Raw genomic sequence first — 23,580 nt, forward strand, 5'->3', positions numbered from 1 at the left:
CGGGGGTGGGCTCAGTCGTCACCGCCACGCGCCGCCTCGTCGGCGAGCAGCGCCGCGCCGATCGCGCCGGCCCGCTCCCCCAACTGCGCGGCGCGGATCGGCACGGTCGGCCGCATGTGGTCGCCGTAGACCAGGCCGTGATACGCGCCCCGGGCCGGCGCGAGGATCAAGTCGCCGGCCTCCACCAACCCACCCGCCACCACCACGACCTCGGGATCGAGCACGTTGACGAGGTTGGCGATGCCGAGGCCGAGCCAGTGGCCGACCTCCGCGAGCACCCCGAGGGCGCCGCGGTCGCCTTCGGCGGCGGCTTGCGTCACGTGCTCGCCCCGGACCGCGGACGCCTCGCCGCCGGCCAGCGTCACCAGCAGCGGGCTGTGCCCCGCCCGCGCTGCCGCCTGGCCCAATCGGGCCAGCCCTGAACCCGACGCGTAGCGCTCCCAGCACCCCCGCCGCCCGCACGTGCACTCGGGGCCGTCTGGGTCGACGGTCATGTGGCCGGGCTCACCGGCGAACCCGTGGGCGCCCCGGAACACCGCGCCGTTGACGACGATCCCGGCGCCGATCCCGGTTCCCAACGTGACCAGCACGGAATTGTCGCAGTCGACCGACGCGCCTCGCTCGTGCTCGGCCCAGGCGGCGCACGTGGCGTCGTTGTCGACCGCGACGGGGAGGCCGGTGCGCCGGCGCAGCTCATGGGCGAAGTCGACGTCGACCACGCCGGGCAGGTTGGCCCCGAACCGGAGCACGCCGGCTCGGTCGACGAGCCCGGGCGCGCCGAGTCCGACCGCCACGAGGTCCACACCGCGCTCGGCCTGGGCGCGCGCCCGCAAGCCGGCCACCATGTCGCCCAGTGCGTCGAACAGCACTTCCGGTCCGCCGTGGGGGTTCGGGATGCGCGCTTCGAGCAAGGGCGCGCCCGCGTCCCCCGCGGCGTCGACGACCGCCCCGAGCAACTTGGTCCCGCCGAGGTCGAGCCCGGCAACGAGCCGAGGCGTCACGGTGGTCAAGTGGCGTCAGTAGCGCAGGAAGGCGCCGATCCGACCGGCGACGTCGAGATCGGCATTGCCCGTGCACACGTCGACCGAACATGACTGGGCGAACGCGACTTCGATGGCTTCTTCGACGACGTCGTCGATGCGGGCCATGTCGGTCTCGCAGACCGGGCACCGGGGTCCTTTGACCGAGAGCCAGCCGCACGGCTCGCAGCGGAACCCGGGCACGCTGTAGCCCTCGGAGACCACCAACCGTTCAACCCGCCGCTCGTCGAGCGCCGCCAAGGTGGCGTGGAGCCCCACCACGGCCCGGGTCGCGGCGCCGGCCTGCTCGCGCAGGCGGCCGACGAGGTCGGCCTCACGCTGCCGGCTGGTGGCGATCTCGAGTTCGATCGCGGCGTCGCGGATCTGCGCCACCGACGCGGTCATCGGCACGTTGATGCGGGTGCGGCACCGCTCGCGGAGGTAGGGGTGCAGCGCAGCGGTCACCTGGCCGACGACGTCGTCGGGGCCGCCGAGCGCGAGGTGGTCGAAGGGCCGCTCCTGATGGGCGGCCCACGCCGCCTGCGCGGCACCGCGGGCGTGCTGGTGGGCGAGCTCGTCGGCGTGCGGCTGCACTTCGCCCCGCTCGCGCATGCCTCGCACGTCGTAGTCGCGGGGCAACTCGTCGACCAGCTCGGACCGGTCGACCAGCTCGCCGAGCTCGAAGCGGAACAACCGGGTGCGTTGGCGGTCGACGAGCAGCACCCCGAACGGCTCGTGGTCGCTGAGCAGCGACTCGAGCTGCGAGACGGCGGGCTGGTGGTTCACGGTGACCCGGCTGCGGACCCGCACGGGCAGCGCCACGACTTCCCACAGCGCCTCGGCGCTGCACGAAAAGAAAGCGAGGCCCCGGATCCCGGAGCGCTCGAAACCACCTTTGACGTAGGCCTCGATCCGGCGCAGGTCGTCGTGCACCGATGCCGTTCCGTTGGCTTTGCTTCGCAATCGACGGAGGAGCGGTTCGAGCTCCTGTTCGACGTCGGCTTGGCGGGTGAGCCGCCTTCCGTCGACATCGAGGTAGCAGGTCGTGACCGGCGCTCGCTCCCCCCGGAACTGAGCCAAGCGTCGGACGGTGTCCTCCGTGATGACGGGCAAGCCATTACCTCCGGACTCGGCGCTGCGCCCTGCCGGGCACACGTAGCGCGATCGTACGCGGGCCCGGGCGGACGTGCTCGCCGGACCCGAACCCTCCCGCGCCGATGCCGACAGGAGGGGTGCCCGACATCGCTCGACATCGGGGCACACCGGACGCTGTCAGTCCACTCGGATCCGTTCGATCGGGTTGTCGTCGGACGAAGCGCGTGCGGCGCCCCCGTGGCCGGTGGCCGCGCCTGCCGCGCTGCGACCGATCTTGGCGGCGGCGTCGACGATCGAGGTCAGCGCGCCCGTGGCGTGGCGCAGCGCGTCGGGGTCCTGCACGACTTCTTCCGCCGCGTCGAGCACCGACCGGGCAGCCGCGATCAGCTCGAGCGCGGCACCTTGGAGGTGATCGAGCGCGGCCGAGGCGTTGGCACGTGGATCACCGGGTGGCACCTGCGCCGTCTCGGCGTCGGTCGCGGTGGATGGTCGCTCTGGTCGGTCAGCCATGGTCGAACCCCACTTCCAGCACGCTGCCCTCGAGGCTGGCACCGGTGACCGCGCGACGCTTGAGCGAGTCGGGCAGCAGGACAGCTCGCCGATACGGGCCGACCCGGATCAGCAACTCGTCGTCGCGGCGACCCAGCTCGAGGTCGTCTTTCGAGGCGTTCGGCAGCGTCATCCGGAGCGCGAAGCCGCCACCGGGCCGCTCCCGAATGTCGATGGGGTCACCGTCGTGCAACATCGCCGCAGGGTCGACGTCCGGGTACAAGGTGGCCGCGAAGGGGCGCAGCCGGTCGAGCCCGATCAGCTCCTCGGCCGCCAGCTCGGCGCGCAACACAGGTATGGGCGCGAACCCTTGCTCGATCTGGTCGAGATGCTCGGCATGGGCCGCCTTCCACCGGTCGAACCACGGGTCGCTCACGACGTCAGGGAGCAGCCGGTTGGCGATGACCGCGTCGACTCGGTAGCCGAACAGCGACAAGTACGTGTGCGTGCGGCGGGCCTCGGCGATGACCATCCGCTCGGGGTTGACGACCAGGCGGACGGACGAACGCAGCCCGTCGCCCAGGATCTCGCGGACGCCGTCGAGCCGGTCGTAGAACCTCTGGACCGAGCCCAGCACGTCGTCGCCCGCGACCGGCAGCGAGGTGACCCGCGACAGCACCGGCGCCACGACCTTGTTGACCCGCCGCCCCATGGGGAACAGCCGCTCCATGTACCACGACAAGATGTCGGGCAAGGAGAGCAGCCGGATGGTCTCCGCAGTGGGCGCGCAGTCGACGACCACGACGTCCCACTCCCCCGACGACGCGTAGTGCTTGATGTCCGCCAGCGCGAAGATCTCGTCGAGTCCGGGCAGCACCGACAGCTCCTCGGCCTCGATCCCGTCGACGCCGGCCCAGTCGAACACGCCCCGCAGCCACTCTTGGATGTCGGCCCAGGCGTCCTCCATGCGGTCCTGTGCGTCGAGCTGCTGACCAAAGAGGTTGGGGGCGATCTCGCGGGTGAGCGGCCCCAGCTCGATGCCGAAGGCGTCGGCGAGGCTGTGGGCCGGATCGGTGGACAGCACGATCGTGCGGTGCCCCAGCTCCGCGCACCGCAAGGCGGTGGCCGCGGCGGTGGTGGTCTTGCCGACCCCACCCTTACCGGTGAACAGCAGCACGCGGGTGCCGTCGAGCGACGTGGGGGTGACCTGCTCGGCATCGGTGCTCCGGCTACGGGGACGAGCTGACCCAGCTCTCGCGCCAGCGGCGCCCTTCTTCGCCGATGCCTTCTTCGCCGTTGCCTTCTTCGCCGTTGCCTTCTTCGCCGTTGCCTTCTTCGCCGCGGCCTGCTGCGGCGTCGGCTTCTTCGTCGCGGTCCGCCTCGCCGCCGCGGACTTCGCCGTGGCGCTCTTGGCGCGCCCACCCGGGTGGGCGCCGCGCGTCACCGCGGCGCGCTCGTCGGGCGTCGATCTCGGCTCACCGGCCACTACGACGGCTCGACTCCTGCCGCCTGCTGTTCGATCCGGGCCCGCAAGTCGTGCAGGGCGGTGTGGATGATCTTGAGCTCCGTGCGTCGCTTGATGAACGCCGGAAGCGGCACCACCAGCTCCGCCTCGAGGAGGTAGTCGACTTCGGTGCGGCCAGGGTCGCCATCGGCGGGTCGGAAGTCGTAGTAGCCGTCAAGCTTGCGGCACACGTCGCTCTCGACCAGCGTCCACGACAGCCTGCCGGGCGAGCCCGAGTAGTCGTAGCGCAACCGGTACGTCGTGCTGTGCCCGAAGCCCGCGGCGCGGAACTGCACTTCGAGCGGGCGACCTTCGTCGTCGCGGGACGCGACGGTGACTTCCTTCAGCGCACGTGCCCACTCCGGGTAGCGCTCGAAGTCGAGGACGACGGCCAGGCAGTCGTCGACGGGAGCGTCGACGGTGGTGTGTTCGATGGCGTGCTCGGCCATGATCCCCGCTGATCTCCTCTGTTGCCATGTGACCGGTCGCCCGCTGCCGACGGGCGCGTCCCTGCCCATTCGGTTCGAACTGGCTACCGATCTTCGCATTCTGGCCGAACCCCACCAGCATCCGCATCCCGGTCGTCGTCGAGCCCCACGGGATCGAACCAGCGACGGCGGGGTGGACCAGGAACCCGGCCGTCGCCACCCCGGCGACGGTCACGCACATCGCCCCTGGCGACGCCCCGCGGCGGGAAGTCGCCGTACCGAGCTGACCACCGGCACGCGGCGGCGCCGCCGAACAGCGGCACGAGGATGCCGAACGCCAGCGCAGAGAACGGCCGGACGGCCGCTGCACCGAGCGCCACCACGACTTGGACCGCGAACGCCGAGGCCAGCACCCGGCGGATCGTGCGGGGCGCGTCGGCCAACAAGAACAGCCCAGCCAAGTCGACTTCCTCCGCGCGGCTGCGGCCCACCGCCTGGAGAAAACCCACGACGTAGCCGACGATGCCCACCACGAACAGGGTCAGCGCCAGCGCGACCGACACCACCAGCAGCGGCTTGGCGCCGAGCGCCGCGGCGAGGATCTGCACCACGACGAACACCGCCGTGGCGATCACGTCGACCCGCAGGATCGTCAGTCCGGGCTCGTCGGCGAGCGAGCGTTCGTCACCACGGGCGTCAACCCACTCGGCATCGTCGTCATCGGGCTCGACGGGCCCGAGCTGGTCCGTCACGGCGCGCCCTGCGCGGCCCGGTCGAGCGCGTCGACCAGGCGCGCCGCCAGCACGTCGTAGCCATACTCGGACTCCGCGCGGGCGCGCCCGGCCGCCGCGGCGCCGGCTCGCAGGGCGGGTTCGTCGAGCAACCTCGACAAGGCGGCGGCAGTGGCCGCCACGTCGGTGGGGTCGTCGACCACCAGGCCGGACTCGCCGTGTGCGACGGCCTCGGCGGCTCCTCCGCTGTCGCCGGCCACTTGTGGAACGCCTGCGGCGGCCGCCTCCAGGAACACGATCCCGAAGCCTTCCTGCTCGAGACCGGCCCACCGGTTGCGGCACAACATCGCGAAGACGTCGCCGACGCCGTACAACGCCGGGAGGTCGTCGTCGGGCACCCGTCCGAGAAAATGTGCCGGCGCGCCCGTGCGACGAGCGAGGCGCTCCAACCTCACCCGGTCGCGGCCGTCACCGCCGACCGCCAACGTGAGCCCCGGATGCGTCGGCGCGAGTCGGGCGACGGCCTCGATCACCACGTCGACGCCCTTGCGCGGCACCAGGCGGCTGACCGACACGACGAGCGGACCATCAGCGGGCAGTCCGAACCGGGCACGCGTGCCGGCACGCGCCGGCGCGTCGAGCGGTTGGAAGCGGGTCGGGTCGACACCAGGCGGGATCACCGTGACCGGCAACGAGGTGCCGGCCGCCCGTTCGGCTTCGCGGGCCGGATAACCGCCCGCTGCGATGACGGCGCGCGCCCCACGCAGGACCCAACCGAGGAGCCCCCGCACGCCCGGTGCACGGCCGGGCACGGTGACTTCGGCCCCGTGCACGACCACCGCGTACGGCAGCTCGAGGCGGGGGCCGACCAAGCCCAACGGAAGGGCCGGGTCGAGCACCACCAACTTCGCGCCGACGTCGGCGGCGAGCTCGTTGATCCTCCGCACGATCGGCGGCGTCGGGAACAGCACCCGCGCCGGGTCCCGCACCACGCGGTACGGCTGCTCGCGATCCCACGCTGCGTCGCCACGAAACGACGTCGTCAGCACGGTGACGTCGTCGGGTGGAAGACGGCGCCACAGCTCCCACAAGTACGACTGGATCCCACCGTGCTTGGGCGGGAAGTCGTTGGTGACGAGCAGGTGGGGCACCACGAAGGAAGTCCTGGATCAAGGGGATGCGGCGGGGCCGTCTCCGAGCGGTCAGCGCTCAGCGCGCAGCGGTGCGCGGCGGCGATGAACGGGTGCGGATGAGGGGTCGCCCCCGTCGGTCTCGTCGCCCGGGGCGGCGCCGCCCTCGACCCGCGGCGGCCATTCGGTGCGTGCCAGCCGCGGCGAAGGCGAGGGGTCAGGGTCCGGCTCGCCCACCGGGGTCTCACGCCAGTTCGGCGAGAACCCAGCCGACAAGTCGAGGCCTGCGAACGGGTCCTCGGTCGGCAGCATCCGGCCGCCGCCAGCGGGTGACGCAACGGACGTACGCCCCTCGGGCTGGACCACCGCGCCCTGGCCATTCGAGGACACCGGCTCGGCGAGCGCCGCTTGGGACGCCGCGACCGACGTCTCGACGACCGGCGCCGCGGGTTCCCGGGCGGGACGTGACGGCGTGCCGCCGCGCGAGGGGCGCGCCGACGAGGAGCCCGTGCCGGTGGCCTTCGTTCGCGCGTTGTTCCCGGGGGCGCCGGCCCGCTTGCGTGCCGCGCCACGAGTGGCCGACGGCTTCGCGGCCGCAGCCTTGCCGGCCGCTCGCTTGCTGGCCGCTCGCTTGCTGGGCGGCGCGGCCTTCGCTGGTGTGCCCTTCCTCGCGGCGGCGCGCTTGTTGGCAGGTGTGGCCTTCCTCGCGCCAGCGCCCGCCGTCGCTGCGCTCCGGACGGTCCCAGCCCGCTTGGCCGCCGGCTTCTTCGCCGTTGCCTTCTTCGCCGGTGCCTTCTTCGAGCCGGTGGACTTGGCGGCGGCCGCCTTCTTCGCCGTTGCCTTCTTCGAGCCGGTGGACTTGGTGGCGGCCGCCCGCTTGGCCGTCGTCCCCTTGGCCGCGGCCCTCGTCGCCGGACGGCGTTTGGCGGCCGCCTTCTTCGCGGCCGGACGCGACGGGGCCACTTCTGTGCCGCCCTCGCCGGCGCGGGTGGTGCCTCCCGTCCGCTTCGAGGCCCGCTTGGCACGCGCGCCGTTCGACGGAGCACGGTCGCCTTCGCCGCCGGATGGGTGGCGGGACCGACTCCCGGTACGCGTGTGCAGGGTCGGGGGCGAGACGATGGCCGCCACATCCCCCGCGTCGTGCTCGAGGTGGGCGAGCTCCGCCGCCAAGCGGTTCACCGCAACGGCACGACCGCTACGACGACGCCAGCGCCACTCGGCCACCTGCGTGCGGCCCCTCGATCGGTAGTCGAACCGCACGAGCCATTCGTCGCCCTCGACCTGATGCGCGCGCCAACCCTGCTCGAGCTGCTCGGCGACATCGGTGACGCCTTTGTCGAGCAGGTTCCGGGCGATGGACTCGGCCACCGGTGCGGCCGACGGACCCTTGCGCCGCGCGGAGAAGGTGGCCTCGCGCAGCTCGTTGACCACCGCGGCTTGCTCGGCGACCACTGGCGCGGCGAACCGCGCCACCCACTCGCGACTCACGCCGGCCTCTTTGGCGACCTCGTCGAGGCGGTGGCCTCGCCGGAGCCGGGTCTGGATGTCGCGAACGCTGAGCGAGCTGTCTTGGCGCAGACGAGCCTCTTGCTCGCCGAGGATCTCCTCCAACTCGGCAGCCTGTTGGGCGTTGGGCGTCGAGCGGCCACGCTTCGCGGTGGGCACCGGCGTCTCGCTGCCGCTGGCCGGCTGCGTCAGCGCCTGCACGAGGTCGTCGTCGATCTCGACGGTGTACGCGCCCGACTTGCTGCCGCGACGCGTGCTCAACATCAGGTTCTTGCGGTCGGTTGTGAGGCCGACCAAGTGGAGTTTCTTCACAGCAGCCGTCCTCGACCCGCCCTCAGGTCTGCGACGACGGTAGCAGTTCGCCCCAATCGCCCCGGCGATCAACCAGGCGGGGTCAGGCGCCCGAGGCGAGGCGCGCCGTCACCGCGGCGGGTGGGATCACGACGACCTGCGGTGGCCCGGATCGGGTTCGTAGCGGAGACCCGGCGCAAGCAGAGTGCGCTGCAGCAAACGCAGCGCACGCACCTCGGCGACGTCGATCACCACGGCTTCGTCGGGCTCGCGCGAGCACAGGAACGTGACGACGCAGTCGTCGCACGCATCGGTGCGCCGCATCACGCAGGTGTCGCAGTCGATCCGGACACCACCGTGCTCGTCGCGCACGTTCGGGTCGTTCCAACCCATCGCCAGGCCTCCTCGGGGACCGGTAGCTGACGGGCACCAGTCAACCCGCGGGGTGTGACAGCGGGCCGGGGCTCGGCCCCGAGGCAAGGTGGGTCAGGCGTTCCCCTGCGCGGCGGCCTCCGCCGCCTCTTGAGAGATCTGCTCGACCTGGGTGCCCGAGCCACACCAACGGCACAGGACTTCCTCGACCTGCTCGTCGAGCACTTCTTCGGCCTCGACCGTGAGGTCGCCACCCACGGTGTAGTGGTGGAACGAGCGGGTGCGGCGCGACGCAGTGACGTCGAAGCGGGTGAGGTTGCCGCAACCGGTGCAGCGATAGCGCGAGGTGGTCACGGCGAGATGTTACCGACCGCACAAAGGATGGTGCCCCAGTGACCACTCCGGACACCGGCGACGGGGAACGCGGCCCCCAGCGCCGACCCGCGGACCTCTTGACGACCGAACGCCTGTTCGATACAACGGTGGCGATGCGCGACCCCGGCGACGCAGTGCCCGCTCCCCGCTTCGTGCAGCGCACGCTCGACGATCTCGGCACGCCGCTGTCGGAGGTCACCTTCTGCGTCATCGACCTCGAGACCACCGGCGGTACCGCGACCGACGGCGGGATCACCGAGATCGGCGCTGTCAAGCTCCGGGGCGGCGAGTGCCTCGGTCGCTTCCAGACGCTCGTCAACCCGGGGGCACTCATCCCCCCGTTCATCACCGTGCTCACCGGCATCACCCAGGCGATGGTGATGCCGGCGCCGCACACCAACGAGGTCCTCCCGTCCCTGCTGGAGTTCATCGGCGACGCGGTGATCGTCGGTCACAACGTCCGCTACGACTTGGGCTATCTCGACGCGGCGCTCGAGCGCACGGGTCGCCCCCGGCTGTCGAACCGCTCCGTCGACACCTGTGCGCTCGCCCGACGCCTCGTGCGCGACGAAGTGCCCAACTGCAAGCTGGGCACCCTTGCCGACCGGTTCCGCCTCGACCACCAACCCAGCCACCGCGCGCTCGACGACGCGCTCGCCACCGGCGACCTGCTCCACTTCCTGCTCGAACGGGCCGCCGCATGGGGCGTGCTCGGGCTCGACGACCTGCTCACCCTTCCGAAGCTCGGCGGTCACCCCCAGGCCGACAAGCTCCGCTTCACCGAAGACCTCCCGCGCTCGCCGGGCGTGTACATCTTCCGGGACCGGGGTGGCCGCGCCTTGTACGTCGGCAAGGCCACCAACCTGCGGAGTCGGGTCCGCTCGTACTTCTCGGGCGACGAGCGGCGCAAGATCGGGCCGATGCTCCGCGAAACGGCGGGCGTCGACCACATCGGGTGTGCCACTCCCCTCGAAGCCGCCGTGCTCGAAGTGCGCCTGATCCACCAGCTCGAGCCACGCTTCAACCGCCAAGCCAAGACCTGGCGCTCGTACGCGTACGTGAAGCTCACCAACGAGCGCTTCCCTCGCCTGTCGGTCGTGCGCCGAGCACGCCCCGATGGCGCACGCTACCTGGGGCCGCTGTCGTCGACCCGCGCCGCGCAACGGGTGATCGAGGCCGTCCAGACCGTCGTACCGCTGCGACGCTGCACCGCGCCCGTCCCGGTCCAGGCACGACGCGAGGGCGCATGCGCGGCTGCGCAGCTCGGCGTGGCGCTGTGCCCGTGCACTGGCGGCGTGTCAGAGACCGAGTATCGACGCCACGTCGACGCCGTGGTCCGGGGCTTCACCACCGACCCGTCGATCCTGCTCGGACCGCTCGAGGCGCGCATGGTGGACCTCGCCGCCCAGGAACGGTTCGAGGAAGCGGCCGACCTGCGCGACCGTGCCGACGCGCTCGCCACCGCGCTGCGCCGCCAGCGCCGCTTCGAGGGTCTGTGGCGCTCGGCGCGGGTCGTGCTCGACGTCGCGGTGAGCCGTACGGCCGGCGGCGACCACGACGCCCGCCAACGCCTGGCGTTCGTGCGTGGCGAGCTGGTCGAGGCCGGGCCCGTCGGGCGGCAAGACCCGTTCCCCACCTTCGGCCCGGGCTGCCTTCCCGCGCCGGGTGACGGCACCCCCTCCCCGACCCGCGACGCCTCCACCCCGGTCGGCGACACCCACTCGCCGGCCGGCGACACCCCCGCGCCGGTCGGCGACACCCACTCGCCGGTCGGCGACACCCCCGCGCCGGCCGGCGACGCCGGGATCGGCTGCCCGGATGCGCTGGTCCACGCCTTTGAGCGGCACGTGGCCGACGAGCTGGCCTGCGTCGCCGCCTGGCTCGACCGGCATCCGGACCAGGTCCGCCTGGTGTCGTGCGACGGCGCGCTGGCCACCCCGCTCCCGCCGCTCCCCCAGTTCCGCCCCACCGCGCGCGCCACCCACGCGCCCCGCCGCTGACCGCCCTCCCGCCCCGTCCCGCCCGCGCCCGCGCCCGCGCCGCCCCGTCACGCCCGCGCCCGCGCCGCCCCGCCCCGTCCCGCTCGCGCTCCGTCCCGCGCCGCCAGAATCCTGCGATTCGTACGAAAGTGGCGACCATGCAGCCAAAAAGTGCACGAAGAGTTCGACGCGGCCCACATCGCGCTCGTTCTTCGCGCGGAAGTGGCGAAATCGCAGCCACTTCTGCACGAATCGCACGGTCGTGGCTGAGGGTGGATGGGACGGGGCTCGGGGCGGGACGGGGTTTCGTAGGCTGGTCAGGTGCTGTCGACGGGGCTCAACCTCGCCATCGGAGGCCTGTTCACCAAAGGCGTGGCGGCCGTGTTGGTCCTGTTGGCCATCACGCTGTTCCTACGGGCCCGGGTGCTCCACGTGCTGCGGCTCGCGCCCGGGCTGCGCACGCCAGTGCGATGGCGATGGGCGCTGATCCCGTCCCGTTCGGCCCGGTTGCATCGTCGCCTCCAAGTGGTAGCCGGCGTGTGCCTCGACGCACTGGGCAGCCGCGCCAAGCCCCCCGGTCGGCTGCGTCGGCGGCGTGGTCCGGTCCCCGAGCCGGTCGACGACGCGCACCGTCAGCTGCGCGCCCTGGTCGATCAGGCCGTCGAGCTCGACACCCGCCTTGGCCGCAACCACCGCGCCAACACCACTGCCAGGGAGCGTCGAGCTGCGCTGCGCGGCCTGGCCGATGAGGTCGACCAGCTCGAGTCGTCGGCCCGCGCGGCGCTCGCCCGGTTACGCCACGCGAAAGCCGAGACCGGCACCGTGCGCCCCGACCGGATCATCGACGAGCGACCGGCGGCCACCACCGTCGAACCCGACCCGTCCAGCACCTGACCGACCTGGTCCCGGTATCCTCGCCGCATGGTCAGCGCCTTCGTGCTCATCGCGGCCGAACCGGCGCGCATCACCGAGCTGGCGAGCGCGCTCACCGAGATCGACGGCGTGGCCGAGGTGTACTCCGTGGCGGGCGACGTCGACTTGGTGGTGATCGTCCGGGTGCGCCACCACGACGATCTCGCCGCCGTGGTCACCGGCAAGGTGGCCACGCTGCCCGGCATCGTGTCGACCCGCACGATGATCGCCTACCAGGCGTTCAGCAGCCACGACCTCGAGAGCATGTGGAGCCTCGGCGTCGACTGAGGCCGGCGCGACCCCAACAGCCCCAGCGAGCGGCCCGGCAGCCAGCGGCCCGCCCCCGGACAACGGTCACCCCCGCCTTCTGGGCGCCTCCGCGCGCCCCCGGCGGCACGGCAGGTGCCCAGAGCGGAATCGGCGGGCGCCGCTCAGTACAAGCCGCTGAGCAGGCCGGCGGCCAACGTCGCTCCCAGCTCCCAGGCCGCGTCGGTGTGCTCGACGGTCACATCGTCGCCCACCGCCACGACCGGGGCCAGCACTTGCTTCCACTGCAATCCGGCGACGATCCGCTCCACGCTGCGCACGGCGCCCGAACCGTCGTTGCCCGCCTTGACGAAGAGTCCCCACGGCTTGCTGCGGGTCTCGTCGATGACCTCGTAGTAGATGCGCTCGAGGAAGTCCTTCATCAGCCCGGCCATGTAGCCGAACCGCTCGGGGCAGCCGAGCACGACCAACTCTGCCCAGCGCACGTCGTCGGGCCCGGCGGCCTCGCACTCCAGCCGGCGCAGTTCGAGTGAGGCGGTGGCGCCCATCTCCTCGGTGGCCGAGGCGATCCCGTCGAGCACGGCGTCGCGCAGTTGCGCGGTGCCGCCCGATCGTGAATGCGACACCACCAAGAGCCGAGCCACCCGCGGCAGGCTACGACTCGGTTGCCGGGCCGACGCCACAGTCGAGCCCGCGTCGGCGCCGCCACGATGGCCACCGGCGGGTCAGGGGCGGGCGACAACCTCGTTCGTGAGGGTGCCGATGCCCTCGACGGTGAGCTCCACCCGCTGCCCCGGCGCCAGCCACGGGAACCGATCGCTGCCGTGGACGAGCGACAGTTCGAGGATGCAGCCCGTGCCCACTGTGCCGGTGCCGAGCACGTCGCCCGGCCGCAGCCGTGTGTCGCGAGCGGCTTGCGCGAGCATCGTGGGCCACGGATGGTGCAGTGCGGCGAGGTCGCCGCTCGACCATTGCACGCCGTCCACGCTGGCCGTCATGGACCCCGCGGTGGCCGGGAACTCGTCGGGCGTCACCAGCCACGGTCCGAGCGACGTGGCGAAGTCCTTGCCCTTGGCTGGACCCAAGCCGACCGCCATCTCGGTGGCCTGCACGTCGCGGGCGGACCAGTCGTTCATCACGCAGAAGCCTCCGACCACCGACCGCCAGTCCGCAGGATGCCGCTCGAGGTCGTCAGCTCCGTCGACCTCGACACCGACCACCGCCGCCACCTCCAGCTCGTAGTCGAGCCGTTCACAACCGCGCGGCGCGTGCACGGGATCGCCGTGAGCCAACACGGCCACCGGGTTGGTGAAGTAGAAGGCGGGCACCTCGTACCAGGCCGCCGGCACGGTGCGTCCCCGCGCGCCCATCGCAGTGGCCACGTGCTCCTCGAACGCGTAGAAGTCTCGGATCGACGGCGGCTCGGGCACCGGGCTCAAGAGGCGGACGGCGTCGAGCCCGAGCGGCGGTCGGATCGGGTCGGGAGCGTGTCGGGTCATCGCCACCCGCAACAGCGACTGCTGGCCTTCGAGCAACGATGGCGACGCCGCGATGGGTGACGCGGTGCCCGCAGCGGAATCGACGGTGGCCACCCACTCGAGGCCTTCGCGGTCGGCTATCAGCGCCAGCTTCACCGGACCACCCGTCTCAGCGATTGGCCGGTTCGCTCGACCACGACGCCACATACCCCTCGACTTCGGCCGCCGCGGCCGCGTCGGAAGGCACGGGGTGCAGCGGCCGGAACACGTCGATCATCACCGCGTACTCGTCCGTGCGCACGTGGACCTTGCCGTCGCCCGCGCGGGCTGCCTCCGCCGCGGCGCGGTCACGGTCGACCGCGCCGGGCTGCGGTCCGTGGTGCAGACCCGACGGGTGGAACGTCAACATCCCCGGACCGATGCCGGCTCGCGAGAAGAACTGCCCGGAGTGGTAGAGGATCACCTCGTCGCAGTCGACGTTGCGGTGGAAGAACGGCAGCCGCACCGAGTCGGGATCCTCTTCCAGCGGCCGCGGCGCGAACACCCCGACGGCCAGGCCGTCAGCCACGAAGTCGGTGTGGACCGACGGTGGCAAGTGGTAGCGGGGCGACACGATCGGTCGGTGGTCAGCCACGTTGAGCCGCATCGGAGCGACGTCGCCTTTCCAACCGACCACGTCGAAGGGATGGAACGGGTAGCGGACCACGGTTTTCTCGCCGTCGCGCTTGATCACCACCGCGAAGTCGCCGGACTCATCGATGGGCGCCGGTTCGGGGACTTCGAGGATGGCGGGATCAAACGGTGCATGCCGACCGAGCAGTCCGCGATCGGGGAGGTCGAACCGCGAACCGATCGCCTCGACGGCGAGCAAGTGCGTCGACTGCGCCGGCTCGAAGCGGAACGTGGTGCCACGCGGGACCACCAGAAAGTCACCCGGTTGGTAGTGCAGCGGTCCGTACTCCGTGGCCAGCACGCCGACACCGGTGTGGACGAACCAGCAGAGGTCGCCGTCGGCATCGCGGAGGAACTCGGCGGCGTCGCCGGCCGGGTCGCCCGGCTCGAAGTGCAACACGCCGATGGCCACTTGCCCGTTGGTGAGCAGCCACAGTGGCCACCGCATCGCGCTGTTCGTGATGCGGGTGGTGTCCCAGGCGCGATGGGCGGCGGGCCCGTCGACCGAGGTCCACCCGGTCGGCGCGTGGAGGCGATACAAGTGCGACGCCGGCCCGCTGAAGCCACCGCGACCATGCTCGTCTTCGACCGTGCCCGGTGGGAGCCCGACATGGGCCTGCCGGGTGACGGTTCCCTGTTGCCACTGCGGCAAGTTCGTTGCCATGTCCACCTCCGGCCCGGGCCTGCGCGGCTACAGGTTGCCGCGCTGCGCCTGCGCCCGCTCGATCGCCTCGAACAACGCCTTGAAGTTGCCTTCGCCGAACCCGGTGGCGCCCTCGCGCTGGATCAGCTCGAAGAACACCGTGGGGCGGTCGCCGAGCGGTTCGGTGAAGATCTGCAGGAGGTGACCCGCGTGGTCCCGGTCGACCAACACCCTTGCGCCGGCCAGCGCATCCCATGGCAGATCGAGGCCAGCCATCCGGGCCCGCGCGTCGTCGTAGTAGTTGTCCGGCACGTCCATGAAGCGCACGCCGCGGGCCCGCAGGGCGTGCACCGACGCCACGATGTCCGGCGTGGTCATCGCGACGTGCTGGACCCCCGGGCAGCCGTAGTAGTCGAGGTACTCCTCGATCTGGCTCTTCTTGCGCCCGTCGGCCGGTTCGTTGATCGGGAACACGACGCTGTCGCCGTCCCACACCACCGTCGAACGAAGCGCCGAGAACTCGGTGGCGATCTGGTCGGCCTCGAAGTGCTGGAGTCGACGGAACCCGAACACGTCCTCGTAGAACTGCACCCACCGGTCGAGGGTGCCGCGCTCGACGTTGGCGACCGTGTGGTCGATGCGACCGAGTCCGACGTCCGGCCCGACCGGCGTGACCAGATCGGCGCGCTCGAAGCCAGGGAGGAACGGGCCCGAGTAGTCGTGGGGATCGACCAGGCGATGGACGGTCTCGCCGAACGTCGCCACCGACCCCTCCGCGACGGTGCCGTGGCGATCGCCGACGTGGGTCGGCTCGGCGACCGGCGTGGCACCCCTCGCGACCAGCGCGTCCCACGCGCCGGCCACGTCGTCGGTCGCGAACGCCACGACTTTCACGCCATCGCCGTGGCGTCGAACGTGATCGGCCACCGGCGAATCGGGGCCGAGCGCACTGGTGACCGCGAAGCGGATCGAGCCCTGCTCGACCACATAGGTGGCGGTGTCCGGCCGACCGGTCTCGGGCCCGGCGTACGCCGTCGGCGCGAAGCCGTACGCCGAGCACAAGAAGCCGGCGAACGCCCGGGCGTTGCCGACCCACCATTCGAGGTGGTCGAGCGCCTTCAACCGGGGGGCCGACGGTGCACCGCCAGCCGCGCGGGCATGTCGGATGGCGGTCATCGGACGGGCTCCGCGACGCGCCCGTCGCGCGGATGCAGCGGGCCCGCCCGACGGTCGGTCTCGAGTCCGTCCCAGAAGACCTGCACCCCGTCGAGCATGTGCGCCGCGCCGCGGAGGAAGGCCACGCCGTCGAACCCCTCGGTGCCGTACAGCTCGGCCAGCTCGGCCTCGGTGTGGCCCGCGTGTTGGTCCTCGACTTTGTCGTGCCACGTCCAGAAGGCGAGCGGGAGGTCGACACCAGCTCGTGCCGCGAAGCGCTGGAGCCCGTCGATCAGCTCCTTCCAGAACCCGGCGGCCGCCCAGTGCTCGACCGCATAGCTGGCGCCCTCGGCCTCCCACACGTCGTCGGACCCGTACCAGCGGAGCAGCTCGTCGCAGAACAACCGGGTCGCGGGGGTGGCCAGGCGCCGCTTGCCGAGGTCGGCGAATCCGAGACCCAGCGGGGCACCGAAGCGGAGCAGCCATTCGAAGTGGGCGGCACCGAAGCGAAAGCGTCCACCGTCGACGCTGCCTTCTGTCGACAGCAGCGCCGGGTCGACGTCGTCACTGGGGAGCCTCGACGGAGCGCGGGCCGGACGGAACACGACCCCCAACTCGTTGAGGAGGATCTCCTTGCCGGCGTGGTACGCCTCGAGGGTGGGGGCGTTCAGGACCTTGCGGAGCGCCGCCTCCATGAACAAGTGGCTGAAGACCGAGAACTGCACGGTGAGGTGGCGGACTTGGTCGACCGTGGCGTCGCCTGCCGCGAACCAACGCGTGTAGACGTTGTCGACAACGACCGGGTGCGTGTCCACCAACTGGTCGACCTCCGCCCGGAAGGACCCGAGGCCCGAGTCGACCGGCCCCGTCAGCACTGGAACGCTGGTCATTTAGACTCCCCCTTTCGGCGATCCAACCGCGACACTGCCGAGGACCGCGAATTCCGACGATCTGTGCAGTCCAGTGAAGGTGCACTCGTAGATCCCGTCAACACTTCTACGATCTGCTGCACAATCTGTCACCTCTCTCGCCAGATTTGCTGTACGGTTCGCTCATGTTGCCTACGGGGATCGACGAGCTCGACGCCCGGCTGATCACTGCGCTCGCGGCGTCTCCCCGCAGCGGCGTGATGGAGCTGGCCCGCCAGCTCCAGGTGGCCAGGGGGACCGTGCAGGCCCGCCTCGACAAGCTGCAGTCCCGGGGGGTGATCGCGGGTTTCGGTCCGGACCTCGACCTCGAGGCGCTGGGGTACGGGGTGCTCGCCTTCGTCACGCTCGAGATCGCGCAAGGCGGGCTGGCCGAGGTCGTGGCGCACCTCGAGACGATCCCCGAGGTGATCGAGGCGCACTCGACCACAGGACCCGGCGACCTCCACTGCCGCGTCGTCGCACAGTCGAACGAGCATTTGCAGGAAGTCCTGTCCAGCGTGTTGTCCGTGTCGGGCATCCGTCGCACGTCCACGCAGATCGCCCTCACCAGCCAGATCCGCACACGGGTCCTGCCGATCGTCGAGATGGTGGTCGACGAAGCGCCGGTACAGCCCGCCACCAACAACGCGCCCGCCAGACCCGCCGCAGCGACCGACGGCAACGAGGCGGGCCGACGCCGCCGCAGCAGCCCGGAGACACCGACCTCGGGGAACGTCCCCGCGCGGCGGGCAGGCCTGACTCGCGGTCCCCGCGGCCGCAAGAGCTGAGTGGGCGCAGGGTGCTGGAGCTGACCGACGGGCAGATCGTGTGGGGCATCCAGCTCCCGATCCAGGCCCAGAGCGAGATCTTCGTGGAGGACTGGGAGCGCACGGCGGGCGCCGAGGAGCTGGCCACCATCGCCCGGGCAGCCGAAGCGGCCGGGGCCTGGTACGTGGCCGTCTGCGACCACGTCGCCATCCCCGACGACAAGGTCCCGACCATGGGGGCCACGTGGTACGACACCATCGCGACGCTCGGCTACTTGGCCGCGCGCACCACCGATGTCCATCTGGTCAGCCATGTGTGGGTGGCGGCGTACCGCCACCCGCTGGTGTCCGCCAATGCGTTCGCCACCCTCGATCGCCTGTCGGGCGGGCGCATCGTGATCGGCGTCGGCGCCGGGCACGTGGAGGCCGAGTTCGACGCCCTTGGCATCGACTTCCACCGCCGCGGCGCGCTGCTCGACGCGGCGATCGACGGGATCGACCGACAACTCCGTGAGGTGTCGGTCGATGGCATGCACGTCGCGCCACGCCCGGTGCAGACGCCTCGTCCACCGATCTGGGTCGGCGGCTCCGCACCGGCTGCGATCCGCCGTGCCGCCGAGCGCGGTGACGGGTGGCTGCCGCAAGGCACGTTGAAGCGCGACATGCCCGCGGCCATCGAGCAGCTTCGTGCACACCGCGCCGCGGCCGGTCGGTCGGGACCGTTCGCGATCGGTGCGATCGCCGGGCCGGTGCACGTCGGCACCCCCGAGTGGGACACCGGGCCCTGCCTCGAGGGCGAGGCCGAGCGCATCGCGTCGTACTTGCGCGACTACCGCGAGCTGGGCGTGCACCAAGTGCAGGTGCGGATGGTCTCGCGCGACGTGGCAGAGCAGGCCGACCAGCTGCACGCGTTCGGCGAGCAGGTCTGGCCGCTCGTCCTCACCAGCTGACCGCGTCGCCACACCGGCGGAGCCCGCGCCGCCGCAGCCGCCGATGACGTCGCCGCCGACGCCGCGCGACCGGTACGGTGCGGCGCCATGGCTGACGACGAGCTGCACGACTTCGAGCACACAACGTTCACGCACGACGGGAAGACTCGCAAGGTGTTCCGGCTCGGCACCGGCCCGGCCGTGATCGTGATCGCGGAGATGCCGGGCATCACGCCGAAGGTCGCCGACTTTGCCCGGAAGGTCGCAGCGATCGGTTGCACCGCGGTCATGCCGCACTTGTACGGCGACCCCGGGCGAGACCCGGACCCGAAGGCGCACGGCATGCTCCGCACGGTTGGGTACCTCACGTCGTCGATCATCCCGACCTGCATCAGCCGCGAGTTCACGGTGCTGGCAACCGGCCGGACCTCGCCCGTCATCTCGTGGCTGCGGGCGCTCGCCGCTGACGAGCACGAGCGGTGCGGCGGGCCGGGCGTCGGCGCCATCGGCATGTGCTTCACGGGTGGATTCGCGCTCGCCATGGCCGCCGACGACCGCATCTTGGCGCCTGTGCTGTCGCAACCGTCGATGCCGGCGGCGATCACCAAGAAGCGGAAGGCGTCGATCGACATCTCCCCCGACGACCTCGCGGTGGTGAAACACCGCTGCGCAGCCGAGGGGCTCCAAGTCCTCGGGATGCGCTTCAAGAGCGACCCGATGTCACCGGGTGAGCGGTTCGACTTCCTGCGCCGCGAGCTCGGCGACGCATTCGTGGCCGTCGAGCTAGAGGACAGCGACGCCAACCCGGACTCGAAGATGCGCCCGCACTCGGTCGTGACCGAGCATCTGATCGACGAGCCCGGCAGCGCCACCCGCGCGACGCTCGACCAGGTGCTCGACCTGTTCCGCACCCGCCTGCTCACCAGCTGATCCCCACCACACGCCCGCCGAATCTTCGGGTTCGCTGCCCGCAACCGAACCTGGCGGCGTCCGACCGACTCCGGATCTGACCACGCGCGCCGAGCTCGGGGGACGCTCAGCGGCGCCAAGCGACCGGATCTCCCCCCCCCGTTCGGGGATCTGCGGGTCAGAACTCGAGGACGCCTCTGGCGAGACGGCCGGCTTCCATGTCCTCGACCACGGTGTGGAACTTCTCGAGGGGATACGTCTCGGTCACCAGCTCGTCGAGCAACAGCTTCCCCTGGGTGTACCAGTCGGCGTACAGCCGCACGTCGTGTTGGGGGCACGAGCTGCCGTACCGGCAGCCGATGATCCCGCGGTCGACTTGGGCGAGCGCGCCGACCGTCGAGGAGAACTCGTCGGTCGGTCCCGGCGTACCGACCGCAACGGCGTAGCCGCCCCAGTCGATCGAGTCGATGCACTGGCGCAACACCTTGGTGTTGCCGATGCACTCGAACGCGAAGTCGACCCCACCTGCGCCGAGCGGGCCGACCACCATCTTCGGGTGGAACGGGAACAACTCGCGGATGGCCGCCACGGCATCGGTGTCGGCGGCGTTGATGAAGTCGGTGGCGCCGAACTGACGGGCCAGCGCTTCTTTGGCCGGGTTGGTGTCGACCGCGATGATCCGGCCTGCCTGCGCCAGCTTCAAGCCCTGGATCACGTTGAGCCCCACGCCGCCGGTGCCGAACACCGCCGCGGTCTGGCCGGGTGCCGGACGGGCGCGGTTCAACACCGCGCCCACCCCGGTGAGCACCCCGCACGCGATCAGGCACGCCGACGTCAGTGGGATGTCCTTGGAGATCGGAACCGCTTGGACCTCGGACACGATGGTCCGCTCGGCGAACGACGACGTGGCCGCGAAGTTCGACGCCGGCTCGCCCTTGTACAGGAACGGCTGTTTGATGACGCCGATCGACTTGCGGCACTGCGTGGGGTGACCCGTCTGGCACTTGGGGCACACGCCACAGTTGGCCAACGTGGATACGACCACGTGGTCGCCGACCCGCACGGATCGGACCTCCGCGCCGACTTCCTCGACGACTCCCGCGCCTTCATGGCCGAGCACCGACGGCGGCTTCCACGGGATGGTGCCGTTCATCACGCTGACGTCGGAGTGGCACACGCCTGCGGCGACCATCCGCACGACCACCTCGCGCGGCCCCGGCTCGATCAGCTCCAGTTCCTCGGTGTACTCGACGACGCCGTCGCCGAGGAAGACCAGCCCCTTCATGTGCTCCCCTTCTCGGCCCTCACGAGGGCCAGACGATGCTCTGCATCTCGGTGTACGCGTGCACGCCGAACATGCCGCCGTCGCGGCCGACCCCGCTCATCTTGAAGCCGCCGAACGGCGCTTCGTGGTTGCGCTGCGCGGTGTTGATACCGACGTTGCCGGCTTCGAGGCGCTGCGCGATCGCGTACCCCTTGGCCATGTCGGACGTGTACACGTAGTCATACAGGCCATATGGCGAGTCGTTCGCGATCGCGATGCCCTCCTCCTCGTCGTCGAAGGGGATGACCACGATGACCGGCGCAAAGATCTCCTCACGGGCCACGAACGTGGTGTTGTCCGACAGCATCAGCGTCGGTGCCACGTAGAAGCCCTTGTCGATCGCTGGTCGCTCGCCGCCGAGCAGCACTTCGGCACCTTCGTCGATGCCGCGCTGCAAGTGCGCCTCGACGCGGTCGCGGTGCGTCTCGGTGATGACCGGGCCGACGACCGTGGTCTTCTCCCGCGGGTCGCCGACGGTCATCTTGGCCGACGCCGCGGTGAGCGCCCCGACCAGCTCGTCGTAACGGCTGCGGTGCACGATCGCCCGGGTGGGCGCGGTGCAGATCTGGCCCGAGTGGAAGCCCCACACACTCGCCAGGCCCGTGGTGGCAGCGCGGATGTCGGCGTCCTCCAGCACGAGGCAGGCGCCCTTGCCGCCGAGCTCCATGAGAGAGCGCTTGAACGTCTTGGCGCACTCGGTGGCGATCGCGACGCCGACGTGGCTGGAGCCGGTGAACGACACCATGTCGACGTTGGGCGACCCGACCAGCGCCGCGCCGGCCTCGGCGCCAGAGCCGGTCACGATGTTGACCACGCCGTCGGGGATCCCGACTTCGTGGCACACCCGCAGCACTTCGATGCACGCCAAGGGGTCCTGCGGTGCGGGCTTCACCACGACCGCGTTGCCGGCGGCGAGTGCCGGGGCGAGCTTGCCGGCCATGTTCGTGACCGGGAAGTTGTACGAGGTGATCGCGGCCACCACACCCACCGGCGCGCGGTGCACCACCGCGCCGATCAGGCCCCCAGGGGCGAGGGCCGTGTTGGGCATCGGTTGCGGCGGCAGCGGGATGTCGACCGATTGCAGGGCCGCCTTGGCGTAGTAGTCGAACCGGGCCGCGCCTTGGGGCACCTGCATCGTGGACCCGACCATCCGGGTGGCGCCCGTCTCGGCGATCACCAGGTCGGTGAAGTCGCGCGAACGGGCCTTCAGCTCGTCGGCCACCTTCTGCAACAGCTCCGCGCGCTCCTCGCGCCGCAGCGCCGCCCACTTCGGCTGCGCCTCCTTGGCGGCGGCCGCCGCCGCCTCGACGTCGTCGACCGACGCCTCGGGCGCCTCGCCGACGACGTCCTCGGTGGCGGGGTTGATGATCGGGTACGTGCCCTTGGCGCCCTCGACCCACTGGCCTCCGATGAGCTGGCGGTACGGGCCGGAGCCGATGGTGTGGTCGGTCATCGTCCTTCTTTCGCGAATCGGTACGGGCGGTCGAGGCGGGGCGAAGCGATCAGTCGAGGCGGAGCAGGCGCTTGGCGTTGCCCCTCACGAGCATCTCCACCGTGACTTCGTCGAGCCCCTTCATCTGTTCTTCGGCGATCTGGCGGGTGTTGGGCCAAGTCGAGTCGGAGTGCGGATAGTCACTCTCGTACGTGACGCGGTCGCGGCCGATCTTGTCGAGCAGCGCCAAGCCGTTGGGGTCGTCGAAGAAGCAGCCGTACACGTGCTTGCGGAACAGGTCGGACGGCGGCTCGAACACCTTGTCGGCCACGCCGCCCCAGCCCCGGTTCTCACGCCACACGACATCGGCGCGTTCCAGCACGTAGGGGATCCAGCCGATCTGGCCCTCGGAGAACGCGATCTCGAGCTTCGGGAAGCGGGTGAACACGCCCGACATCAGCCAGTCGACGAGGCTCAAGCTGGCGTTCACGAACGTGAGCGTGGAGCCGACGGCCGCCGGGGCGTCGGGCGAGGTGGACGGCATCTTCGACGACGACCCGATGTGCATGTGGATGACGGTGTCGGTCTCCTCGCACGCTTGGAAGAACGGGTCCCAGTAGCCCGAGTGGATGCTCGCCAGACCGAGGAACGGCGGGATCTCGCTGAAGCACACCGCGCGCACGCCGCGGGCAGCCATGCGCCGCACCTCGGTGGCCGCCAAGTCGGCATCCCACAACGGCACGATGATCAGCGGGATCAGCCGGCCCTGCGACGGCCCGCACCATTCGTCGACCGTCCAGTCGTTGTAGGCCTGCACGCACAACAGCGCGAGGTCCTTGTCGCTCGCCTCGGTGAAGGTCTGGCCGCAAAATCGCGGGAACGTCGGGAAGCAGAGCTGCGCTTCGGTCCAATTGGTGTCCATGTCGGCGAGACGGTCCGGCAACGAGTACGAACCGGGTCGCATCTCCTCGTACGTGACACCGCGCATGGTCACGTCGTCGCGGTCGACGCCCACCGCGGAGTCGACGCGGACGAGCGGCCGGTGCAGGTCCTCGTAGATCCACCAATCGGCCACAGGCCCGTCGTCGCCATCCGTGCCCATCACCGGCGCGAACTTGCCGCCGACGAACGTGATCTCCTTGACCGGCGCGCGCACGATGCGCGGCCCGACCTCCGCGTACCTGCTCGGCAAGCGGTCGACCCACACGTTGGGCGGTTCGACCACGTGGTCATCGACGGAGATGATCCTGGGGAACTCCGACATG

Annotated in this window: 24 protein-coding genes; 6 read left to right on the top strand and 18 right to left on the bottom strand. The window is 71.1% G+C overall.

Going from position 1 to position 23,580, the window contains the following annotated elements; all coding sequences use genetic code 11:
- Window positions 1–11 precede the first annotated feature (11 nt).
- The 10 genes from VHA73_03745 to VHA73_03790 form a co-directional block, all read right to left on the bottom strand.
- On the bottom strand, window positions 12–1,001 hold the full coding sequence (locus VHA73_03745) for an ROK family protein (GenBank protein ID HVX17124.1): 990 nt from the start codon (window positions 999–1,001) through the stop codon (window positions 12–14).
- Window positions 1,002–1,016: 15 nt separating this feature from the next.
- Window positions 1,017–2,099, bottom strand: a complete 1,083-nt coding sequence (locus VHA73_03750) for a hypothetical protein (protein HVX17125.1) — start codon at window positions 2,097–2,099, stop codon at window positions 1,017–1,019.
- A gap of 192 nt (window positions 2,100–2,291) precedes the next feature.
- Complete coding sequence (locus VHA73_03755) at window positions 2,292–2,624, bottom strand: hypothetical protein (protein ID HVX17126.1); 333 nt, start codon at window positions 2,622–2,624, stop codon at window positions 2,292–2,294.
- Window positions 2,617–4,089, bottom strand: a complete 1,473-nt coding sequence (locus VHA73_03760) for an ArsA family ATPase (protein ID HVX17127.1) — start codon at window positions 4,087–4,089, stop codon at window positions 2,617–2,619. Before VHA73_03760 ends, VHA73_03755 begins: the two co-directional genes overlap by 8 nt.
- Window positions 4,089–4,556, bottom strand: coding sequence for an SRPBCC family protein (locus VHA73_03765; GenBank protein HVX17128.1), 468 nt, complete (start codon window positions 4,554–4,556; stop codon window positions 4,089–4,091). The genes VHA73_03760 and VHA73_03765 overlap by 1 nt, the downstream gene beginning before the upstream one ends.
- An 83-nt stretch (window positions 4,557–4,639) precedes the next feature.
- Window positions 4,640–5,287 carry a hypothetical protein gene (locus VHA73_03770; protein HVX17129.1) on the bottom strand — a complete coding sequence of 216 codons (648 nt, stop codon included), beginning with the start codon at window positions 5,285–5,287 and terminating at the stop codon, window positions 4,640–4,642.
- Window positions 5,284–6,417 carry a glycosyltransferase family 4 protein gene (locus tag VHA73_03775; GenBank protein ID HVX17130.1) on the bottom strand — a complete coding sequence of 378 codons (1,134 nt, stop codon included), beginning with the start codon at window positions 6,415–6,417 and terminating at the stop codon, window positions 5,284–5,286. Before VHA73_03775 ends, VHA73_03770 begins: the two co-directional genes overlap by 4 nt.
- A 51-nt stretch (window positions 6,418–6,468) precedes the next feature.
- Window positions 6,469–8,214, bottom strand: a complete 1,746-nt coding sequence (sepH, locus tag VHA73_03780) for a septation protein SepH (GenBank protein ID HVX17131.1) — start codon at window positions 8,212–8,214, stop codon at window positions 6,469–6,471.
- A gap of 126 nt (window positions 8,215–8,340) precedes the next feature.
- A complete protein-coding gene (locus VHA73_03785; GenBank protein HVX17132.1) occupies window positions 8,341–8,586 on the bottom strand; it encodes a hypothetical protein in 246 nt (81 codons plus the stop codon).
- Between the two features lie 93 nt (window positions 8,587–8,679).
- Window positions 8,680–8,919, bottom strand: a complete 240-nt coding sequence (locus VHA73_03790) for a hypothetical protein (GenBank protein HVX17133.1) — start codon at window positions 8,917–8,919, stop codon at window positions 8,680–8,682.
- 38 nt (window positions 8,920–8,957) lie between these two features.
- Here VHA73_03790 and VHA73_03795 point away from each other — a divergent pair, with 38 nt between their 5' ends.
- From VHA73_03795 to VHA73_03805, 3 genes are all read left to right on the top strand, one after another.
- Window positions 8,958–10,940: a DEDD exonuclease domain-containing protein gene (locus tag VHA73_03795; GenBank protein ID HVX17134.1), complete on the top strand. Its 1,983-nt coding sequence runs from the start codon at window positions 8,958–8,960 to the stop codon at window positions 10,938–10,940.
- Window positions 10,941–11,240: 300 nt separating this feature from the next.
- Window positions 11,241–11,813 carry a hypothetical protein gene (locus tag VHA73_03800; GenBank protein ID HVX17135.1) on the top strand — a complete coding sequence of 191 codons (573 nt, stop codon included), beginning with the start codon at window positions 11,241–11,243 and terminating at the stop codon, window positions 11,811–11,813.
- A gap of 27 nt (window positions 11,814–11,840) precedes the next feature.
- Window positions 11,841–12,119, top strand: a complete 279-nt coding sequence (locus tag VHA73_03805; protein HVX17136.1) for an Lrp/AsnC ligand binding domain-containing protein — start codon at window positions 11,841–11,843, stop codon at window positions 12,117–12,119.
- A gap of 143 nt (window positions 12,120–12,262) precedes the next feature.
- Here the strand turns inward: VHA73_03805 and VHA73_03810 are convergent, their stop codons facing one another.
- From VHA73_03810 to VHA73_03830, 5 genes are all read right to left on the bottom strand, one after another.
- On the bottom strand, window positions 12,263–12,742 hold the full coding sequence (locus VHA73_03810; protein ID HVX17137.1) for an NAD(P)H-dependent oxidoreductase: 480 nt from the start codon (window positions 12,740–12,742) through the stop codon (window positions 12,263–12,265).
- 81 nt (window positions 12,743–12,823) lie between these two features.
- A complete protein-coding gene (locus VHA73_03815) occupies window positions 12,824–13,732 on the bottom strand; it encodes a fumarylacetoacetate hydrolase family protein (protein ID HVX17138.1) in 909 nt (302 codons plus the stop codon).
- 13 nt (window positions 13,733–13,745) lie between these two features.
- Window positions 13,746–14,912 carry a homogentisate 1,2-dioxygenase gene (locus tag VHA73_03820; protein ID HVX17139.1) on the bottom strand — a complete coding sequence of 389 codons (1,167 nt, stop codon included), beginning with the start codon at window positions 14,910–14,912 and terminating at the stop codon, window positions 13,746–13,748.
- A 27-nt stretch (window positions 14,913–14,939) separates the two neighbouring features.
- On the bottom strand, window positions 14,940–16,067 hold the full coding sequence (hppD, locus tag VHA73_03825) for a 4-hydroxyphenylpyruvate dioxygenase (GenBank protein ID HVX17140.1): 1,128 nt from the start codon (window positions 16,065–16,067) through the stop codon (window positions 14,940–14,942).
- Complete coding sequence (locus VHA73_03830; GenBank protein HVX17141.1) at window positions 16,064–16,936, bottom strand: hypothetical protein; 873 nt, start codon at window positions 16,934–16,936, stop codon at window positions 16,064–16,066. Before VHA73_03830 ends, hppD begins: the two co-directional genes overlap by 4 nt.
- 164 nt (window positions 16,937–17,100) lie before the next feature.
- On the opposite strand from VHA73_03830, the gene VHA73_03835 reads away from it, so the two are divergent.
- From VHA73_03835 to VHA73_03845, 3 genes are all read left to right on the top strand, one after another.
- Window positions 17,101–17,742, top strand: coding sequence for an Lrp/AsnC family transcriptional regulator (locus VHA73_03835; GenBank protein ID HVX17142.1), 642 nt, complete (start codon window positions 17,101–17,103; stop codon window positions 17,740–17,742).
- Between the two features lie 11 nt (window positions 17,743–17,753).
- The gene (locus VHA73_03840) at window positions 17,754–18,671 is read left to right on the top strand and encodes a TIGR03619 family F420-dependent LLM class oxidoreductase (GenBank protein ID HVX17143.1); all 918 of its coding nucleotides are present in this window, start codon (window positions 17,754–17,756) and stop codon (window positions 18,669–18,671) included.
- Between the two features lie 87 nt (window positions 18,672–18,758).
- Complete coding sequence (locus VHA73_03845) at window positions 18,759–19,580, top strand: dienelactone hydrolase family protein (protein HVX17144.1); 822 nt, start codon at window positions 18,759–18,761, stop codon at window positions 19,578–19,580.
- 157 nt (window positions 19,581–19,737) lie between these two features.
- Here VHA73_03845 and VHA73_03850 read toward each other — a convergent pair whose 3' ends face one another.
- Genes VHA73_03850 through VHA73_03860 form a run of 3 tightly spaced genes read right to left on the bottom strand, consistent with a single transcriptional unit; the run spans window position 19,738 to window position 23,579 of the window.
- On the bottom strand, window positions 19,738–20,844 hold the full coding sequence (locus VHA73_03850) for a Zn-dependent alcohol dehydrogenase (GenBank protein HVX17145.1): 1,107 nt from the start codon (window positions 20,842–20,844) through the stop codon (window positions 19,738–19,740).
- A 19-nt stretch (window positions 20,845–20,863) separates the two neighbouring features.
- Entirely contained in the window at window positions 20,864–22,336 is a 1,473-nt protein-coding gene (locus tag VHA73_03855) for an aldehyde dehydrogenase family protein (GenBank protein ID HVX17146.1), read from the bottom strand.
- Between the two features lie 49 nt (window positions 22,337–22,385).
- Entirely contained in the window at window positions 22,386–23,579 is a 1,194-nt protein-coding gene (locus VHA73_03860) for an amidohydrolase family protein (protein ID HVX17147.1), read from the bottom strand.
- Between the last annotated feature and the right edge of the window lies 1 nt (window position 23,580).

The organism is Acidimicrobiales bacterium (genome assembly GCA_035547835.1).
GTDB lineage: Bacteria > Actinomycetota > Acidimicrobiia > Acidimicrobiales > Iamiaceae > DASZTW01.

Bases quoted from the DNA above. Each gene is read 5' to 3' on its own strand.
- VHA73_03755 (HVX17126.1), bottom strand. From the start codon at position 2,624: ATGGCTGACCGACCAGAGCGACCATCCACCGCGACCGACGCCGAGACG.
- VHA73_03830 (HVX17141.1), bottom strand. From the start codon at position 16,936: ATGACCAGCGTTCCAGTGCTGACGGGGCCGGTCGACTCGGGCCTCGGG.
- VHA73_03820 (HVX17139.1), bottom strand. From the start codon at position 14,912: ATGGCAACGAACTTGCCGCAGTGGCAACAGGGAACCGTCACCCGGCAG.
- VHA73_03855 (HVX17146.1), bottom strand. From the start codon at position 22,336: ATGACCGACCACACCATCGGCTCCGGCCCGTACCGCCAGCTCATCGGA.
- VHA73_03765 (HVX17128.1), bottom strand. From the start codon at position 4,556: ATGGCCGAGCACGCCATCGAACACACCACCGTCGACGCTCCCGTCGAC.
- VHA73_03850 (HVX17145.1), bottom strand. From the start codon at position 20,844: ATGAAGGGGCTGGTCTTCCTCGGCGACGGCGTCGTCGAGTACACCGAG.
- hppD (HVX17140.1), bottom strand. From the start codon at position 16,067: ATGACCGCCATCCGACATGCCCGCGCGGCTGGCGGTGCACCGTCGGCC.
- VHA73_03835 (HVX17142.1), top strand. From the start codon at position 17,101: ATGTTGCCTACGGGGATCGACGAGCTCGACGCCCGGCTGATCACTGCG.
- VHA73_03860 (HVX17147.1), bottom strand. From the start codon at position 23,579: ATGTCGGAGTTCCCCAGGATCATCTCCGTCGATGACCACGTGGTCGAA.
- VHA73_03845 (HVX17144.1), top strand. From the start codon at position 18,759: ATGGCTGACGACGAGCTGCACGACTTCGAGCACACAACGTTCACGCAC.
- VHA73_03805 (HVX17136.1), top strand. From the start codon at position 11,841: ATGGTCAGCGCCTTCGTGCTCATCGCGGCCGAACCGGCGCGCATCACC.
- VHA73_03785 (HVX17132.1), bottom strand. From the start codon at position 8,586: ATGGGTTGGAACGACCCGAACGTGCGCGACGAGCACGGTGGTGTCCGG.